Source organism: Actinomyces provencensis (genome assembly GCF_900155435.1).
Classification (GTDB): Bacteria; Actinomycetota; Actinomycetes; order Actinomycetales; family Actinomycetaceae; genus Pauljensenia; species Pauljensenia provencensis.
Genome location: NZ_LT700212.1, coordinates 759,264 through 777,172 on the forward strand (window position 1 = coordinate 759,264; position 17,909 = coordinate 777,172).

Below are 17,909 nucleotides of genomic sequence, written 5' to 3' on the forward strand. Positions count from 1 at the left end.
GGCCCGGGAGGGTCAGAGCCAGTCGCGCTTCTTGAACGTCGAGTAGAGGGTGGCCGTCGAGACCGCGACCAGGCCCAGGGACACCCACAGGCCCGCCCAGGTGCCGTAGCCGGGGAAGAGGACGTTCTGACCGAACCACCCGGTGACCAGGGTGGGCACGGCGATGATGGCCGCCCATCCCGCCAGTTTCTTCATGACGGTGTTGAGGCGCCAGTCCATGAGTGACATCTGGGTCTCGACCAGGAAGGCGACCATGTCACGCAGCGAGTCGGCCCACTCGGCCGCGCGCAGCACGTGGTCGTAGAGGTCCCCCCACCAGGGCGCCATGTCCGGGGGCGCCAGCTGGGGATGGTGCTGGATGCCGGTCACCACCTCCCGCATGGGCACCACGACACGTCGCAGTGTGACGAGCTCCTTGCGCAGGGCGTAGACGCGCAGGATGAACCCCTCGTCGGTGGGACGCTCCTCCAGGAGGATGTCCTCCAGTTCCTCGGCCTCGTCGTCGAGCTCCTGGATCGTGTCGAAGTGCTCGTCGACGATGGTGTCCAACAGGCCGTGGAGGAGGGCCGCGATCCCGCGCCGGGTCAGACCCGGGTCGGCGTCCCACCGGCGCAGGACCTCCTCCATCCCCCAACGCGGCTCCAGGCGGATCGTCACCAGGGCCGTGTCCGTCGCGATCGCGGAGACGGGGGAGCGCACCAGGTGGTGCCCGCCCGGGGTGTCGTCCCCGGGTTGGTCGGGTTCGCGGGAGACCGCGTGCGTGGTCACGTAGACCCAGTCGGGGTGCTGGACCACCTTGGGTCTCTCGCGGCGCCCCAGGAGGTCCTCGAGTGCGGTGGGGGGCAGTCCGATCCGACCGATGACGGCCTGGAGGTCCGACAGGCTGGGGGAGAGGAGGTCGATCCACACCAGTGACGAGGGATCCGCCACCGCAGCGGAGAGCTCCGTGGGGGTGACGTCCTGGTCCACGAGCTTCCCCTCGCGCCAGACGCGGGAGGCGGTCAGGGAGGCGATCGCCGTCTCAGTCATCGGCCCGGTCCACCCATCCGAACACCCGCACCGCGTCGCCCCCGTCCCCGGTGGGGAAGGAGGCCAGCAACGGCCCGAGCCCTCCGGGGGGCGTCCCCTCCGGGGAGTCCGCCCACGTGGCGGGCGCCGTGGGGTCGACGTCAGCGGGCAGTGCGTGCCCAGCGAGATCGAGGACGAGGGCGACCCCGGCGTTGACGACCACGAGCACGTCGCCCAGTCGCACCGCTCGCTGGCGCCGGCCCGAGCGGACCCCCGGGACGCGCCCGCGCAGGGAGATCAGTTCGCGGTACCACGCGAGCATCGCGGAGCACCGGGGCTGGGAGCGTTCCGACCAGTCCAGGACGCAGTCCTCCAGGGTCCCCCTCGACGTCGGGTCGGGGACCTCGCCCTCCCAGCCGTGCGCACCGAACTCCGCGGCGCGTCCCTCGCGCACCATGCGTGCGCGTTCCGGTGTCTCCTGGTCTGCGAAGAAACGGAAGGGTGTGCGTGTTCCCCACTCCTCGCCCTGGAAGAGCATCGGGGTGAAGGTCCCCAGGAGCACCACGGCCGCGACGCCCGCGAGCTGGGCGTCGGTGAGGTGCTCGGAGGGGCGGTCCCCGCGCGCGCGGTTGCCCACCTGGTCGTGGTCCTGGGAGTAGACGACGAAACGACGTCGGTCGAGGTCGTGGGGTACGGGAGCCCCCCAGTTCCTCCCCCGGAAGCTGGACCAGGTCCCGTTGTGGTGGAAGACGTCCTCCAGGGTGCGCCTCAGGGCGGCCGGGTCGGCGAAGTCGGCGTAGTAGCCCTGCGTCTCGCCGGTGAGGGCCACGTGGAGCGCGTGGTGGACGTCGTCGGCCCACTGGGCGTCCATGCCCACCCCGCCCGTCTCCGGGGCGCGCACCATCCGCACGTCATTGAGGTCCGACTCCGCGATGAGGGTCAGCGACCGTCCCGTGCGTTCCTCCCAGCCCGGCAGCAGCTGCGCCAGCTCGGTGAGCAGATGGGTGTCGGAGTCGTCGTGGATGGCGTGGACGGCGTCCAGGCGCAGGGCGTCCACGTGCATGTCCACCAGCCAGTGGCGGCAGACGTCCAGCAGGTAGCGGCGCTGCTCGTGGGAGTCGGGACCGTCCAGGTCGAAGCCGGGGCCCCAGGGCGTCTGGTGGCGCTCGGTGTAGTAGGGCCCGAAACGGGACAGGTAGTTGCCCCAGGCCCCCAGGTGGTTGAGGACCACGTCCAGGCACACGGACAGCCCGCGGGCGTGGGCGGCGTCGACGAAGGCGACCAGGGCGTCGGGCCCCCCGTAGGCGCGGTGGACCGCGAAGAGGTCGACCCCGTCGTAGCCCCACCCGAACTCCCCGGAGAACTGGGCCAGGGGCATGAGCTCGACCGTGCCGACGCCGAGGTCCACGAGCTCGTCGAGCCTCTCGATCGCGCTGGTCAGGGTCCCGCCCCGGGTGAACGTGGCGACGTGGATCTCGTGGATGACGCCGCCCAGCACCTCCTGGTCGGGGGAGGGGACCCAGTCGTGGTCGCGTGCCGTCCACATGCGCGAGGGCCCGTCCACCCCGTGGGGCTGCCAGCGTGAGCGCGGGTCCGGGAAGGGGCCCTCCCCGTCGGGGGAGAACCAGTAGTCGGTGCCCTCGGGCAGTGCTCTCCCCTCCCACCACCCGTGACCGGTCGGGGACATCGCGCTGCGCGCCCCGTCGGTGGGGGTGACCAGCTCGACACCGCGGGCCGTGGGGGCCCACACCCGGGTGGGGAGTGCGCGACTCATTCCTTCTCCTCGGTGTCCTCGTCCACTGCTTCCAGGACCACCACCGGGTCCGGGCTGAGCAGCTCCGCCAGGCGTGCGGCGCCGCCCTCGTGCATGCGACCTCCCAGGATGTCGCGCCACCGACCCCGGGGCAGGACCACCGTGTGGTCCTCCCAGCCGCCGATGTCCGCCAGCGTGCGCGGCAGTCGGGTGGCGACGGTGACGGCCCGTGGTCCCGTGTGGTCGCCGCGTGCGAAGGCGATCGCGTGCCCCGAGGAGGTGGGCAGGGCCGCGTACGTCGACTCCGGGGAGACGAAGGCCCACTTCTGCCTCTGGCGCAGGTGGGCGATGGCGGCGGTGAGCTGCATCTTCTCGGCGTCCACACCGTCGTGCTGGCCCTCGCGCACCGCCTTGAGCGTGGCGGCGAGCGCGGGGAAGTCCACGGGGCGACGGTTGTCCGGGTCCACCAGGGAGGTCCGGGTGACCTCGCTGCCCTGGTACACGTCGGCCACCCCGGGCACCGTCATCTGGAGCGCCTTGGTGACGAGCACGCAGGTGCGTTGGGTCCCGGCGGTGCGGGTCTGCCAGGCGTCCAGGAGGCTGATGACCGCGTCGTCGGCCAGACAGGTGGTGGCGAAGGAGATCAGCTCCTCCTCGCGCTCGGTGTCGGGGGAGGTCCAGGAGGTCCAGGTCTTCTGCTCCCGGGAGGCCTTCGTCAGATAGGCCTCCAGCCGGGAGGCCGTCATCGGGTCGCTGCCCGTCCAGGTGGCGGCCAACGTCTGCCACAGGAGGTTCTCCGTGCGCCCGTCGAGCTTGCTGGGACGCCGCGGCTGGGTGACGAAGCGAAGTTCCTGGACCAGGGCCGCCCACTCCAGGGGGTAGCAGGTGAAGGCGGCGAGTCGGGCGCGCACGTCCTCCCCCCTCTTGGAGTCGTGGGTGGTGCCCGCCGTCATCGTGGCCGGCCAGTTCTCCTGGAGCTGGGACTCGAAGGCGTGGAAGGCGTCCAGGTCCAGACCGAAACGGTCGGGGACGCCGCCCACCTCGGTGAGGGAGACCAGGTGCGTCCAGCGGTAGAAGGCGGTGTCCTCCACGCCCTTGGCCATGACGGCGCCGCAGACCTGCTGGAAACGCACGACCACCTCCGAGCGTCGGTCGTCCCTGCTGGACAGTCCTGCTGAGCCGACCTCGTCGCCGAGCACCAGGGCCACGAGGACGTCCAGGGTGTCCTCCAGGTCGGGGTCCAGGCCCAGGAAGGCCCGGTTGCGGGCGGCGGTGAGGACATCGCGGCTGGACTGCGGGGTGGGGGACCCGGGGACGACGTAGGCGCGGTAGCGGTCCATCTCCACGATGAGGGCACGCAGGCACTCCACGATGGAGCGGAAGGTGTGGTCGCGCAGGCGCAGGTCGCGCTGGCAGATCTCCCAGACGACGTTCGCCAGGCGGCGCACCTCCGCCGACAGGGAGGTGTCGATGACGTCCCCCTTGGCGGTGGCCACCACACGCGGGAAGGACGAGGGCGAGTCCCCGCTCAGCTCCTGCATGACGGCTCCCATCGGCATGGCTGCGGAGGGATCGACCTGGAGGGCGTGGATGCGCCAGGAGGTGTCGTAGCCGGTGGTGCCGCACACGGCCCAGTCCGCGGGGAGCATCTCCTCCTCCCCGAGGATCTTCTCCGCCGCTGTCCAGGCACCTCCGGTGCGGTCCCACAGGCGTTGGAAGTAGCCGCGTGGATCCGCCAGGCCGTCGGGGTGGTCGACCCGGAAGGAGTCGATGTGGCCGTGGTCGAAGAGGTCGAAGAGCAGGGCGTGGGTGGCGTCGAAGACCTCGGGGCGTTCCACACGGATGCCCGCCAGCGTGTCGACGTCGAAGAACCGACGGTAGTTCAGTTCCTCGTCCCCCACCTTCCAGTGGGCCAGGCGGTAGGTCTGGCGCTCCAGGAGCACGTGCATGGGCAGGGACTCGGTGCCCTCCGCGACGGGGAAGACGTGGTCGTAGTAGCGCAGGACCCACTGCTCACCGAGCTCGGGTTCGCTGGGGATCTCCATGCGGGTCAGTTCCAGCTCACCGCGGGTGAGCACCTGACCGATGCGCGCGCCGAGCACCGGCATGAGGACCTGCTCCCCGTCCTGCACGTCGAACCAGGTGGCGAAGGGGGATCTCGTGCCCAGCTTCAGCACGGACCACATGGCACGGTTCAACCAGACGGGGGTGGGCACCGCCATGTGGTTGGGGACGATGTCGACCACGACGTGCAGACCCAGGGCGTGGGCCCGGGTGGAGAAGGCCTCGAAGCGTTCCCGTCCGCCGAGCTCGGCATTGACGTGGGTGTGGTCCACCACGTCGTAGCCGTGGCGTGAGCCGGGCACGGGCTGGAGGATCGGGGACAGGTAGACGTCCGTGATGCCCAGGTCCACCAGGTAGGGCAGGACCTCCTGGGCGTCGTCGAAGGTGAAGTCGGGTGTGAGCTGGAGCCGGTACGTCGTCAGGGGCGTGTGGCGACCGATGTGGGGCAGGTGGGGGTGCGGGTCCGCCATGGTCACTTCCCCAACGGGTTGACGAGGATCATCGCGGTGCGGGCCTGCACGTGCACCGTCTCCCCCGAGAGGTGACCGCTGCGGTCCTCGTCGTCGGCGGTGTTGACCACGGTGTTCCAGACCTTGCCGTAGACGGGGGCCGGGAGCACGAAGTCGACCTCCTCGGGTGCGGCGTTGACGAGGAGCAGGAAGTCGTCGTCGACGATCCGCTCACCGAAGCGGTCGGGCTCGCCGATGGCGGATCCGTTGTAGAAGACCATGGCCGCCCGGGCCCAGGGCTGGTTCCACTCCTCCTCGGTCATGTGGGTCCCGCCGGGGGTGAACCACTCGACCTCGCCGAGGTCGGACTCGCCGCCGCGGGCGGGGGCGCCCTTGAAGAAGCGGCGGCGACGCATGACGGGGTGCTCGCGTCTGAGGTGGATGAGGCGGCGGGAGAACTCGAGCAGCTCCTGCTGGGCGGGGTTGAGGCCCCAGTCCATCCAGGCGATGGGGTTGTCCTGGCAGTAGGTGTTGTTGTTGCCCTGCTGGGTGCGGCCGAACTCGTCCCCGTGGAGGATCATCGGCACGCCCTGGCTGAAGATCATCGTCGTGAGGAAGTTGCGCTGCTGGCGGGCCCTCAGGGCGATGACCTCGGGGTCCTCGGTGGGCCCCTCGACCCCGCAGTTCCAGGAACGGTTGTTCGACTCCCCGTCGTTGTTGTCCTCGCCATTGGCCTCGTTGTGCTTCTCGTTGTAGGACACGAGGTCGCGCATGGTGAAGCCGTCGTGTGCGGTGACGAAGTTGATGGAGGCCACCGGCTTGCGTCCCGTGTGCTCGTACAGGTCCGCGGAGCCCGCCAGACGGGAGGCGAACTGGGGCAGGGAGGAGAACTCGCCGCGCCAGAAGTCACGCACCGTGTCACGGTACTGGCCGTTCCACTCCGACCACAGGGGCGGGAACCCACCCACCTGGTAGCCGTCGGCGCCCACGTCCCAGGGTTCGGCGATGAGCTTGACCTGGGAGATGATCGGGTCCTGGTGGATCAGGTCGAAGAAGGCCGAGAGCCGGTCCACCTCCGCGAACTGGCGCGCCAGGGTGGAGGCCAGGTCGAAGCGGAACCCGTCGACGTGCATCTCGGTGACCCAGTAGCGCAGGGAGTCCATGATCAGCTGGAGCACGTGGGGACTGCTCATGAGCAGCGAGTTGCCCGTGCCCGTCGTGTCGAAGTAGTGCTGACGGTCCCCGTCGACGAGCCGGTAGTAGGAGGCGTTGTCGATGCCCTTGAAGGAGAGGGTGGGGCCCATGTGGTTGCCCTCGGCGGTGTGGTTGTAGACCACGTCGAGGATCACCTCCATGTGGGCGGCGTGGAGTGCCTTGACCATCGCCTTGAACTCCGTGACCTGTTCACCGGTGCTGCCCGAGGCCGAGTACGCGTTGTGCGGGGCGAAGAACCCGATGGTGTTGTAGCCCCAGTAGTTCGACAGCCCGCGTTCCTGCAGGACCGGGTCGTTGACGAACTGGTGGACGGGCATGAGCTCCACCGTCGTCACGCCCAGACGGGTGAGGTGGTCGATGATCGCGGGGTGCGCCATTCCCGCATAGGTGCCGCGCAGGTGCTCGGGCACGTCGGGGTGCTGCATGGTCATGCCCCGCAGGTGGGCCTCGTAGATGATCGACTCCGAGTAGTCGTGCGCCGGAGGGCGGTCGTGGCCCCAGTCGAAGTAGGGGTTGATGACCACGGAGACCATGTTGTCGTGGACCGAGTCCTCGTTGTTGGGCTTGGTGGGGTCCTCGAAGTCGTAGGAGTAGAGGGTGTTGGAGGTGGTGATCTGGCCGTCGATGGCCTTGGCATAGGGGTCGAGCAGCAGCTTGGACGGGTCACACCTGTCACCCGAACCGGGGTCGAAGGGGCCGTGGATGCGGTAGCCGTAACGCTGTCCGGGGCGGACCTCGGGCAGGTAGACGTGCCACACGAAGGCGTCCATCTCCGTCATCTCGACGCGCTGCTCCGTGCGCTCCTCGTCGAGGAGGCACAACTCGACGCGCTCGGCGACGGAGGAGAAGAGTGCGAAGTTGGTGCCCGATCCGTCGAAGGTGGCTCCGAGCGGATAGGGGGTTCCGGGCCATGTCTGCATGTCATCAGGGTGCCACGGATGCCCGCCGCGCACAGCCCACACGGATGCGGAGTCGGTCATAGGTCACCCCGGCACCCTCAGCGGGACAGGGCCCAGGCCATGTCCTCCACGAGCGCGACATGCACCCTGTCCCCGACCTGCCAGGCGGGCGCTCGCGGGTGGGGGGCGGTGCGCGCGACGAGGGTGGCCTCGTCGGTCTCCACCTCGTAGTCGACGTGGTCGCCCCCGAAGCGCACGGCGAGCACCTGGGCCACGTCGCCCCCCAGGTCGCGTGAGCCGGAGGTGTCGGCGCCCAGGATCCGCACGGCGTCCGCGTGGGCCGCGACGATGCAGGTGCCGGGCACCTCCACCCCGGGGGCGCACGGGATGCGATGCGTCCTGCCCAGGAGCTCGACCACGACCCGGGGCGGGTCCCCGGGCAGGACCTGGCGGGGGCGCGCCCGCAGGAGGTTCGGCGTCCCCGTGCGTGACGCCACCCAGGTGGAGGCGGGCCGGTTCCAGACCGACCACGGAGTGCCCACCTGGACGAGGGAGCCCGAGCGCATCACGGCGATGCGGTCCGCGACCGACAGTGCCTCGGGAAGGTCGTGGGTGACGAGGAGGGAGGCACAGCTGAGGCGACGGTGGACGGCCAGGACCTCACGGCGGAGGCCCTCCCGGGAGAGGGGGTCCACGTGGGCGAGGGGCTCGTCGAGGAGGAGCACCTCCGGCCTGCGGACCAGGGCACGGGCGAGCGCCGCGCGTTGGGCCTGCCCGGCGGAGACCTCCCCGGGCAGTCGCTCGGCGATGGAGAGCAGGTCCAGGGTGGTCAGTGCCGTCTCGACCTCGTCCCCGGCCGTGACCTCGTCGTGGTCACGGTCCACCGCGAAGGCCACGTTCTGTCGCAGGGTGAGGTGCGGGACCAGGGAGGGTGTGTCCAGGACCATGGTCGTGGCACGCCTCTCGGCGGGGACGCGTCCCTGGTCGATGCCACCGATGAGGACGGCTCCACGGGAGACGGGTGTGAGGCCCGCGATGGCGCGCAGCAGGGATGTCTTGCCACAGCCGGAGGGACCGATGAGTGCGACCATCTCCCCGGGGGCGATCCTGAGGTCCACCGCGTCGAGGATGCGCTGGGGGCCGGCTGCGGAGGGCAGCTCGAGGTCGAGGCCACGGACCTCCAGTCCGGGCGCCGGGTCGCTTCCGGGGCTCATGTGCGTGGACCTCCTCCCAGTCGGGGGAGGACACGGCCCAGGGCGGTCTGGGCGAGGGTGAGCATGAAGGCCGCCACGGACGCGGTGAGCACGGCGAGGAGGAACACCTCCGGGGTGCGGGAGTGGTCGGTGAGGTCCAGCACCCGGCTGACGACGAGGGCGGTGTCGGGGGAGGTCACGTACGCCAGTGGGACCACCGAGACCAGACAGCGGCCCAGGGCCACCGCTGCGAGGGCTCCGACGAGGAGACCCGTGGAGGGCAGGAGGACGACGAACAGGAGCCTGGCCGTGCCCGCACCCGCGTCGCGGGCCGAGTCGACCACTCCTCGCGGGACCGCGTCCCACAGTGCGCCGATTCCGAGGTGGAGCATCGGGAGGGCGACGGTCATGAGCATGAGGACGATGCCGATCGCACCACCTGAGGGGGCTGCCCCTCCCACCAACGCCGGTACACGGACGGGTCCGAGGGAGTGGGGCACCCGCAGGGCCAGGGAGAAGGCGATGCCCACCGTGGTGCCGGGGAGGACGAGGAACGCCAGGACGAGGTGGCTGGGTCGTGGACCCCGGCGCCGGGGGGAACGGGTGGCCCACACGGTACCCGTGGCGAGGGGCAGGCACAGGAGGCAGGCGAGCCCCGAGAGCCCCAGTGTCGAGATGACCGCACCGACGGCGTCCCCCAGGACGCGCCCCGGGTGGGGGTCGCGCGCGGTGTGGAGTGCTCCGAGGAGGATCGTGGCCACGAGGGCGGCGGAGGCGAGGGAGTGGAGGGCGGTGGGGAGGAGGACCCACACCTTGGTGGCCCCGGCGGGCAGCTCGAGTCGGGGGCTCCGCGCACCCGGTGCCCAGGCGGCCGACAGGCGTGAACCGGACCGGACGAGGACGGGGAGCAGGAGGAGGGCCGGGAGCGCGACGAGCAGTGACGCGCGGGCCGCGACGGCGTCCTCCCCCCACCCCGTGGTGGTGTCCAGGGCCAGATGGGCGATGTTCGGGGTGAGCCCCCGCAGGACGGCCGGAATGGCCGGATCCGACATGGAGGTGACGAGGAGGACGGTGGCGCCCAGTGCCACGGCGGGGGCGAGGTGGGGGAGCACCACGTGCAGGAGGACCCGTCCGGGCCCTGCTCCCGACATGCGGGCACCCTCCAGGGTGCGGGGGTCGAGCGTGCGCAGGGCCGCGCGGTTGATGAGGTGTGCCAGGGGGAGGAACGCGAGCAGCATCGCGCAGGTCATCCCAGCGAACCCGTGGACGGGCGACCTGGTCAGTGGCAGGTGCAGCCATCCCGCATTGCCCGCGGCGGCGAGCACACCCGCTGCCACGGCCCCCGGTGGCACCACGGCGGCCGCACAGACGAGGACGTCGAGCAGGTGACGGCCCCGGGGGGCCAGGGACTGCGCGGTCAGCGCCGTGCACAGGGCGAGCCCCGATCCCAGGAGCGCCACCGATCCAGCGAGGAGCAGTGAGTGGAGGAAGGACCTGATGAGGGGTGCGCCCGCCGCGGGTCCTGCCGCCGCGCCCGCGCTGCGGACCACGGCCGTCAGGGGGACGACGACGGTGACGGCGAGGAGGGCTCCGACCGTCCAGGACACCAGGGCCTCGGGGGTGGGCCCGCGTCCTGGTGGTCGTGTCCGCACGCGTGGGAGGGTCCGGGGCTCAGCCATCGAAACCACCGTCCGTGAACCACCCGATGAGGACGTCGTGCTTGTCGGCACGGTCCTCGACGTCGGAGCCCAGGATCCCGCTCCCGGGGTCCTCCAGGAGCCCGGAGATGTCACCGGGCAACGTGGAGTCGGTGGGCAGCTGGTCGATGCCGACCTCGTGGGAGGCGGTCTGTCCCCGTGGTGACACGGCGTAGTCGACGTAGCGGCGAGCCTGTTCGGGATGGGGCGCCCCGTGGAGCAGTGCGACGGCTCCGACCTCGTAGCCGGTGCCGTCGGCCGGGACCGTCACCCGCAGCTGACCCGTCCCCCGGTCGGGGGAGGAACAGTAGGGGGAGAAGGTGATGGCCACGGCAGCCTCCCCGGAGGCCACGACGCCCGCGGGGGCGGTGCCGGACCGCGTGAACTGCTGCACCTGGGCGTACAGCGAGCGGAGGTACCCCTGCGCCCCCTCGAGCCCGAGGCGCTGGTACTGGGTGAACATCAGCGTGTAGGCCGTGCCGGAGGTGCGTGGCGAGGAGGCGACCACGAACCCACGCAAGCGTGGGTCGAGGAGGTCCTCCCAGGTGGTGGGCTGTGGGACCCCGAGCCTGTCCAGGTGGGCGGGGTCCGAGCACAGCGCCAGCACTGAGGCGTAGACGCCGGTCCAGCGCTGCCCGGGGTCCCGCAGCCGGGCGGGGATGCGGGAGGAACCTGCCGGGTCGTAGGCCTCCAGCAGTCCCTCATCGGCCGCCCGTGAGTAGAACTCGGCAGGGCCTCCGTGCCAGATGTCGAACTCCGGTTCGTCCCCGGCGTGCTCCAGGCGGGAGAGCGCCTCCGAGGTCGGGAGGCGCACCATGCTCACGGAGGTCCCGGTGCTGCGGGTGAAGTCGTGGGCCCACTGGGCGCAGATGTCCGCGTCGTTGGAGCACAGCACCGAGACCGCACCGGCATCGTCGGCGGTGGTGCAACCCACTGCGGTCACGCACAGGGACACGGCAACCGCTGTGATGCCGAGGGCACGTACGGCACGCATGCGACCACCCCCCTCCGTGCCACATGGTAGGGGCCCGCTGCCCGGGGCCATGGGTCCCCGGGCAGCGGGCCCGGTCGATGCCGGGAGTGCCCGGGGTGTCAGGCCCGTCCGTCCGCGGCGTCCGCGAGGCGACGACGCTCCATGAGGGCGCGCTCGTCGCGCCCGACGAAACCGAGGATGACGACGACCAGGACCGCGCAGATCGTCAGCACCACGAAGGAGGTGCCCCACCCGAAGTTGTGCACCAGCAGGCCCACACCCGAGGAGGCCAGGGTGGCGCCGAGCAGGTAGCCGAACAGGCCGGTGAAGCCCGCCGCCGTCCCCGCCACCTGGCGGGGCGACAGGTCGATGGCCTGCAGTCCGATGAGCATGACGGGACCGTAGATCAGGCCGCCGATCAGCGCGACCAGGACGATGGAGATCCAGATGGGTGCCGACGCCGGGATCTTCCAGTAGGCCACCAGTGCGATCGCGGTGAGGACCATGAAGAGCTGGCCGGCGCCGGAGCGATAGCCCTTGAACACCTTGTCGGAGACCCAGCCGCACAGCAGGGTGCCCACGATGCCGGCGAGCTCGAAGACGACGAAGCCCAGGATGCCCGAGGAGATCTTCGCCCCGCGTTCCTCGGCGAGGAAGACGGTGATCCAGTTGAGGACTCCGTAGCGCAGGGCGTAGACGAAGACGTTCGCGATCGCCAGGAGCACGATGGTGCGGTTCGTCAGCACGTGGACACGCACGAAGTGCCACATGGACATGCCCTCCGCCTCGTCCTCGTCGAGCTCCACCTTGGCGGGGTCGTCGCGGAACTCCTCGATGGTGGGCAGGCCCACCGACTGCGGGGTGTCGCGGATCAGCCAGAACGCGACGGCTGCGACGACCAGGGCGATGACGGCGGGGAACCAGAATGCCGCACGCCAGTCGTCGGAGGTCCAGTCCAGTGCGGCCGCGGAGGCGGCGCCCAGGCCGGCAGCGCCCACGTTGTGCGCCGTGTTCCAGATCGAGGTCTTCCAGCCGCGCTCATTGGTGGAGAACCAGTGCACGAGCACGCGACCGCAGGGCGGCCAACCCATGCCCTGGAACCACCCGTTGATGAACATCACGGTCGCGAAGACGCCGACGGAGGCGGAGACCCAGGGCACGAAGGCCACGACCAGGTTGGTCACGGCGGACAGCGCGAGGCCGATGGGCAGGAAGTAGCGGGCGTTGGAGCGGTCGGAGATCGTCGCCATGAAGAACTTCGAGAGTCCGTAGGCGAAGAGGACCGCATTGGCGATGACGCCCAGGGCGACCTTGTCCAGGCCCTTCTCGTCGATGAGCAGCGGGCCGACGATGGAGACGTTGTTGCGGATGAGGTAGAAGCCCGCATAGCCGATGAAGATCCCCATGAACACCTGGAGTCGGCGCCTGGGGAACTCGCGGGCGACCACGTCATCGGGCAGGCGTGGTGCGGGCGGTGGTGCGGAGAGGAACCCACTCCGTACGGGGGTGGGGGAGCTGGCGGGTCGAGTGGAACTCATGCGTCGCGTCCTTCGAACGGGATTGCGCCCCGACCGGACGGCATCTGCGCGCGCCTGCGGCTCCCGGGGCTCCATTCCAGCCTGCCGGGGCCCTGGTGACCGCGAGGACCCAGACGGTGACGGACGGTGACGGTCCCGTCACCGTCCGGTCATGCGCCCAGGGAGTCTGGGAGGATGTTCACCCTGTACCCGCGTCCCCGGACGGCCTCGACGAGGTCGGGGGGAGCGCCCTGCAGCCCCAACTGGTGGCGCAGGCGGTACACCGAGGACTTCACCATGTCCCGGCCGCCCTCCAGCGCGGTGGTCTCCCAGACCTCGTTGAGGAGGGTCCGCAGGGACACCGGCTCCCCGGGATCCCGCATGAGGCGCACCAGGAGCCGTCGCTCCATCTCGGGCAGGCGCAGCACCCCGGCACCCCACCGGATCCGCCCGGTGGCGAGGTCGGCCCGCAGGGGACCGCAGACGAGGGTGCCTCCCTCGGGGAGTGTGGGGACCGCGCCGGTGCGTCGGAGGATGGCCTGGGCGCGCAGGGCCAGCTCACGGGGGCCGAAGGGCTTGGTCACGTAGTCGTCGGCGCCCGCCTCCAGGCCGCGGATCCTGTCCTCGGAGTCGGAGAGGGCGGTGAGGAGGATCACCGGGGTTCCCAGGCGAGTGGTGATCCGTCGGCACAGGTCACGTCCGGAGGAGTCGGGGAGCATCACGTCGAGGACGACGAGGTCGACGTGGTGGAAGGTCAGCAGTTGCCATGCCGCGGCCGCATCGATGGCGGCGAGTGTCGCGAAACCCTGGGTCTCGAGGGCGAAGGTGATGATCGCGACCATCTGTGGCTCGTCGTCCACGACGAGGACGAGGGGCTGAGGTGCTGTCCCCGCGCTCATCGACGCTCCCTCCCGGTCGGGGCGAGGGGGAGGACGGTGAAGACCGTCGTCCCGCGCCGGGCCATGGTGTCCACGACGATCCTGCCACCGTGGGCCTCGACGATGCGCCGGGTGATGGACATCCCGAGACCGGTTCCCGAGCGTCCGGGGGCGTCGGAGGAGAAGGGGGTGAAGAGGTCCTGTCGTTGGGACGGGTCCATGCCTCGTCCGTCGTCGGAGACGGAGATGATGGCACCCTCGTCACCACCTGCGATCCTCACGGAGACCACGGTGGAGCCCGAGTGGCGCAGCGCGTTGTTGACGAGGTTCCAGATGACCTGGCGGATCAACCCCGGGTCGACCCGGGCGACGAGGGGTTCGCCCCTGTCGTCCAGGTGGATCGAGAGGTCCGAGACCCGTCGCAACTCGCGCACCACGTCGCGCACCAGGACCCGCAGGTCGGTGGGCACGACCTCCAGGGCGGTGGCGCCGTGACGGAGACGGGCGTCGAGGAGGAAGTCCTCGGCCATCGAGATCGCCTGCCCCGTGTTCTGGACGATGGTGTCCACGAAGTAGCGCTGCGTGGGCGTGAGTGGCCCCGGGGTCTCCTCGGAGATGAGCTCGGCGGCCCCGCGCACCAGGGCCAGCGGGGTGCGGATCTCGTGGGAGAGCAACTGGGCGTGGACGATCTCGTCCTGCGAGCTCGGTGCCTGCGCGGCGACCTCCCGTCGCGCGCGGGCCCACCCCACGCAGGCGAGCACGGTGACGACCAGGAGGGCGAGAGTCACCGACGCCCATGCGGACACGAGCCAGAGGGGCAGTTGGGCGGAGGAGTGGAACACGTCCCGATGCTCCCACACACACGGGCGCGGGGAGCGGCGGCTGGTCGGTCGTCCCGTGCCGCACGCACCGGGCCGGGTGCCGTGCCACAGGGGGACGCTGACCGGCCGGACACGGGGTGGGCAGGGCGCGGGTGGCCGGGTGGCGCCACCTCCGTGTGAGCGGAGTCGCAGCGTGCTCGATTTCGTGGAAGGCGCGATGACCTGTTAGGCTTCCATGCGTTCCCACGGAGGGCCGAGAGGCCTGAAACGGGCACGCGGATGTGGCTCAGTTGGTAGAGCATCACCTTGCCAAGGTGAGGGTCGCGGGTTCGAGTCCCGTCATCCGCTCGGGCGATTGGCGCAGCGGGAGCGCGCTTCCCTGACACGGAAGAGGTCACTGGTTCGATCCCAGTATCGCCCACGGTCGCGGCCGGACCACGTCCGGTCGAACGGGGTGCGAGCCCCGACCGGCCCAGCGGTCGTGCGCGGATGTGGCTCAGTTGGTAGAGCATCACCTTGCCAAGGTGAGGGTCGCGGGTTCGAGTCCCGTCATCCGCTCGATCCACCGGTGTCCCCGGGCAGTTGGTGGGCAGGATGGTGGGTTGGCCGAGAGGCGAGGCAGCGGCCTGCAAAGCCGTACACACGGGTTCGAATCCCGTACCCACCTCGGGCGATTGGCGCAGGGGTAGCGCGCTTCCTTCACACGGAAGAGGTCACTGGTTCGATCCCAGTATCGCCCACCGAAACGGGGCAGGTCAGAGCGGGTCTCTGATCTGCCCCTCTCCATTCCGGTGGGGTGAGGGCCGGACGGCGGACATTCCTGACCTCCGTGGCCGGGTGTCCACGGCGTGCTGGGACCTGTGCGACCCCGCGCGGCAGCTAGTGTGTCACGGGGCGGGAGAGGACCACCGCCGGAACGGAGCAGAGGTGTCGAACGACGAGCATGGCGACAGGGACGACCTCCTGCCGGTCGTCCTGGGTGGTGACATCGGTGTCTACGGCATCGGACGCTCCTTCCACGAGGCCTTCGGGGTCCGCAGCATCGCGGTGGCGTCCGCGCCCACCGAGGCGGTCTCCCGCTCGGTGGCCTTCGAGACCGAGCACCTGCCGGCGCACGCGGACGACGTGACGGTCCTGGAGGTCCTGCGGCGTCTGGCCGCCACCCACCGGGGGCGCCGGATGGTGCTCATGGCCAACCACGACGTGCACTCCGCCTTCGTGGCCCGCCACGCCGAGGAGCTCTCCCAGTGGTACGCGTTGCCCTTCCCGGACCTCGACATCGTCGAGCACGTGACGGACAAGGCGGCCTTCGCCCGGGTGTGCGATGCCCTGGACGTGCCCACACCCGCGACCGTGCTGGTCGACCTCTCCACTGCGGAGGACCCCTCGTGGACTGCCCCTGAGGTCCCCTTCGACTTCCCCGTGGTCGCCAAGGCCGCCCGCGGTGACGCCTACGACGCCGTCGAGTTCCCCGGCAAGCGCAAGATCTGGTTCGTCGAGCACCCGGGTGAGCTCCAGGACCTGTGGACCACACTGCGTGACGCAGGGTTCCGCGGGACCTTCCTGGTCCAGGAACTGGTCCCCGGTGACAACACGCAGATGCGCTCCATCACGGCCTACGTCGACTCCACCGGTCGCACGAGCCTGGTCGGTTCGGCCCGTGTGCTCCTGGAGGACCATGCCCCGACCATGATCGGCAACCCGGTGGCGATGATCACCGAGCCCTTCGAACAGCTCTGGCACGATGCCCGGCGCATCCTCGAGCACACGGGCTACCGGGGATTCGCCAACTTCGACGTCAAGGTGGACCCGCGCGACGAACGCGCACTGTTCTTCGAGGTCAACCCCCGCATCGGGCGGAACAACTGGTACATGACCGCCGGGGGTCGCAACCCCATGGTCCCCATGGTCGCCGACCTGGTGGACCACCGCCCCCCCGAGCCCGAGGAACTGCGCGCCGAGGTGCTCTACTCCCTGGTCCCGGACCGTCTGCTGCTCCACTACCTGCGGGACCCCGCCCTGCGGGAGCGCGTGGGCGGACTCATCAGGTCCGGGCGCCGGTTCGATCCCCTGGAGTATCCTGCCGAGACCGACCTGCACCGCCGCGTGGTCGTGGCGTTGCAGAAGGCGAACCAGTACCGCAAGTTCCGCCGGTACTACCCCGAGGCGACCGACCGGTCGTTCTGAGCCCGTGGACGGAGTTCCTGCATGACCGACACCGGGTTCCGCTCCCTCACCGCCGAGGAGATGCGCAGGGCAGCTGCCGGCGTCGTGCCACTGCCCATCGAGCAGACTGCGGTCTGGGAGGCCTTCGAGGCCTCCCAGGGCAGGACGCTGTGGGGCCGCTACGCCTGGGAGGAGGACGGGAGGACCTGCGCCCTGGTCTGTCTCCACGAGATCTCCCTGCGCGGTTTCACCTACCTGTGGGCGCGGCACGGACCGGTCTGGCTCAAGGAGCAGAGCCCCCAGCGGGCCCAGCGCTTCCGCACGGACCTGGCCCAGCTGGTGCGCCAGAGGGACCGCCGCGTGGTGTTCGTGCGCCTGCACGCCACGTACTCCGCCTGCGACCTGCGTGAGCCGATCCAGGGCATCACCTACGACCGTACGGTGGTCATCGACACCACCGGTGGCACCGAGGAGTCGGTCCTGGAGTCCATGACCACGGATGGCCGCCGCGCCGTCCGGCGTGCCCGCAAGCGCATGGACGAGGGCGGGGGCCGACTGCTCGAGGAGACGGGCCTGGACCGGGAGCAGTTCGACGAGTACTACTCGGTGCTGGTCGAGACCGCCACGAGGGACGGGTTCCGACCGCATCCCGAGCAGGTCTACTGGGACATGATGACCACGCTGGGTCCTGAGCACGCCCGCCTCTTCGGGATCCGCGTGGACGGCGAGCTCGTGTGCTGGGACATGGTCGTCCTCAACGACCGTCGCGCCATGGCCTACTACGGGGCGTCCTCGGCGCGGGCACGCAGCGTGCTGGGTCCCGACGCGCTCGACTTCGGGGTGGCAGTGATCCTGGCGGGGGAGGGGATCCAGGGCCTGGACCTCATGGGCGCCCACTCCCCACGGGTCCCGGAGCTCTACGGCGTCGGTCGCTACAAGCAGCGTTTCGCCCGCTCCTTCACCGACGTCGACGGTGCGTGGGACATGCCGGTGCACACCGGTGTGTACACCCTCCTCGTCAGGGCCCTGCACGCCAAGCACACAAGCCGCAGCCTGGGGGCCCGGCTGGGTGCCGACCTGCGTCGCCTGCGTGGGGACCACGACCGCGACTGAGGTGGTGCGGCACCCCGACGGGTCGGACCACGGGTGGTCGCCCTCGTCAGGGGGCACGGGACCAGCGGGTAGCATGGGCGGGTCAGAACCCCGGGGGGACCCGTGTCCACGCCCGCACCCGGTACGTGCGGGGACCCGGGGGCAGTCGGTGCCCCGGGCACCA

12 protein-coding genes and 5 tRNA genes are annotated in these 17,909 nt (G+C 70.6%); 7 read left to right on the forward strand and 10 right to left on the reverse strand.

Annotated elements, in window-relative coordinates:
• Positions 1-12: 12 nt before the first annotated feature.
• The 10 genes from BQ9890_RS03255 to BQ9890_RS16590 form a co-directional block, all read right to left on the reverse strand.
• The gene (locus BQ9890_RS03255) at positions 13-1,029 is read right to left on the reverse strand and encodes a magnesium transporter CorA family protein (protein ID WP_075889322.1); all 1,017 of its coding nucleotides are present in this window, start codon (positions 1,027-1,029) and stop codon (positions 13-15) included.
• The gene (treZ, locus tag BQ9890_RS03260) at positions 1,022-2,782 is read right to left on the reverse strand and encodes a malto-oligosyltrehalose trehalohydrolase (RefSeq protein WP_075889324.1); all 1,761 of its coding nucleotides are present in this window, start codon (positions 2,780-2,782) and stop codon (positions 1,022-1,024) included. Before treZ ends, BQ9890_RS03255 begins: the two co-directional genes overlap by 8 nt.
• Complete coding sequence (treY, locus tag BQ9890_RS03265) at positions 2,779-5,295, reverse strand: malto-oligosyltrehalose synthase (protein WP_075889326.1); 2,517 nt, start codon at positions 5,293-5,295, stop codon at positions 2,779-2,781. Before treY ends, treZ begins: the two co-directional genes overlap by 4 nt.
• A gap of 2 nt (positions 5,296-5,297) precedes the next feature.
• Positions 5,298-7,409, reverse strand: a complete 2,112-nt coding sequence (glgX, locus tag BQ9890_RS03270; RefSeq protein ID WP_075892643.1) for a glycogen debranching protein GlgX — start codon at positions 7,407-7,409, stop codon at positions 5,298-5,300.
• A 77-nt stretch (positions 7,410-7,486) separates the two neighbouring features.
• Positions 7,487-8,602 (reverse strand): ABC transporter ATP-binding protein, encoded by a 1,116-nt coding sequence (locus BQ9890_RS03275; protein ID WP_075889328.1) that lies wholly within the window; start codon positions 8,600-8,602, stop codon positions 7,487-7,489.
• Positions 8,599-10,260, reverse strand: coding sequence for an ABC transporter permease subunit (locus tag BQ9890_RS03280; RefSeq protein ID WP_078062204.1), 1,662 nt, complete (start codon positions 10,258-10,260; stop codon positions 8,599-8,601). Before BQ9890_RS03280 ends, BQ9890_RS03275 begins: the two co-directional genes overlap by 4 nt.
• On the reverse strand, positions 10,253-11,272 hold the full coding sequence (locus tag BQ9890_RS03285) for an ABC transporter substrate-binding protein (protein WP_075889332.1): 1,020 nt from the start codon (positions 11,270-11,272) through the stop codon (positions 10,253-10,255). Before BQ9890_RS03285 ends, BQ9890_RS03280 begins: the two co-directional genes overlap by 8 nt.
• Before the next feature lie 98 nt (positions 11,273-11,370).
• Positions 11,371-12,789, reverse strand: a complete 1,419-nt coding sequence (locus BQ9890_RS03290; RefSeq protein ID WP_075889334.1) for an MFS transporter — start codon at positions 12,787-12,789, stop codon at positions 11,371-11,373.
• 149 nt (positions 12,790-12,938) lie between these two features.
• A complete protein-coding gene (locus BQ9890_RS03295; protein WP_075889336.1) occupies positions 12,939-13,667 on the reverse strand; it encodes a response regulator transcription factor in 729 nt (242 codons plus the stop codon).
• Entirely contained in the window at positions 13,664-14,488 is an 825-nt protein-coding gene (locus BQ9890_RS16590; protein ID WP_143226223.1) for a sensor histidine kinase, read from the reverse strand. The genes BQ9890_RS03295 and BQ9890_RS16590 overlap by 4 nt, the downstream gene beginning before the upstream one ends.
• Before the next feature lie 254 nt (positions 14,489-14,742).
• On the opposite strand from BQ9890_RS16590, the gene BQ9890_RS03305 reads away from it, so the two are divergent.
• The 7 genes from BQ9890_RS03305 to BQ9890_RS03335 all read left to right on the forward strand — a co-directional run bounded on the left by BQ9890_RS03305 (position 14,743) and on the right by BQ9890_RS03335 (position 17,746).
• Positions 14,743-14,815 (forward strand) — tRNA-Gly (locus BQ9890_RS03305).
• A gap of 1 nt (position 14,816) precedes the next feature.
• Positions 14,817-14,888: transfer RNA gene (locus BQ9890_RS03310), tRNA-Val, on the forward strand.
• 64 nt (positions 14,889-14,952) lie between these two features.
• Positions 14,953-15,025: transfer RNA gene (locus tag BQ9890_RS03315), tRNA-Gly, on the forward strand.
• Between the two features lie 38 nt (positions 15,026-15,063).
• Positions 15,064-15,134, forward strand: a tRNA-Cys gene (locus tag BQ9890_RS03320).
• Between the two features lies 1 nt (position 15,135).
• Positions 15,136-15,207: transfer RNA gene (locus BQ9890_RS03325), tRNA-Val, on the forward strand.
• 187 nt (positions 15,208-15,394) lie between these two features.
• Complete coding sequence (locus BQ9890_RS03330) at positions 15,395-16,654, forward strand: carboxylate--amine ligase (RefSeq protein WP_075889338.1); 1,260 nt, start codon at positions 15,395-15,397, stop codon at positions 16,652-16,654.
• A 21-nt stretch (positions 16,655-16,675) separates the two neighbouring features.
• A complete protein-coding gene (locus BQ9890_RS03335) occupies positions 16,676-17,746 on the forward strand; it encodes a lipid II:glycine glycyltransferase FemX (RefSeq protein WP_075889340.1) in 1,071 nt (356 codons plus the stop codon).
• The last annotated feature ends 163 nt before the right edge of the window (positions 17,747-17,909 follow it).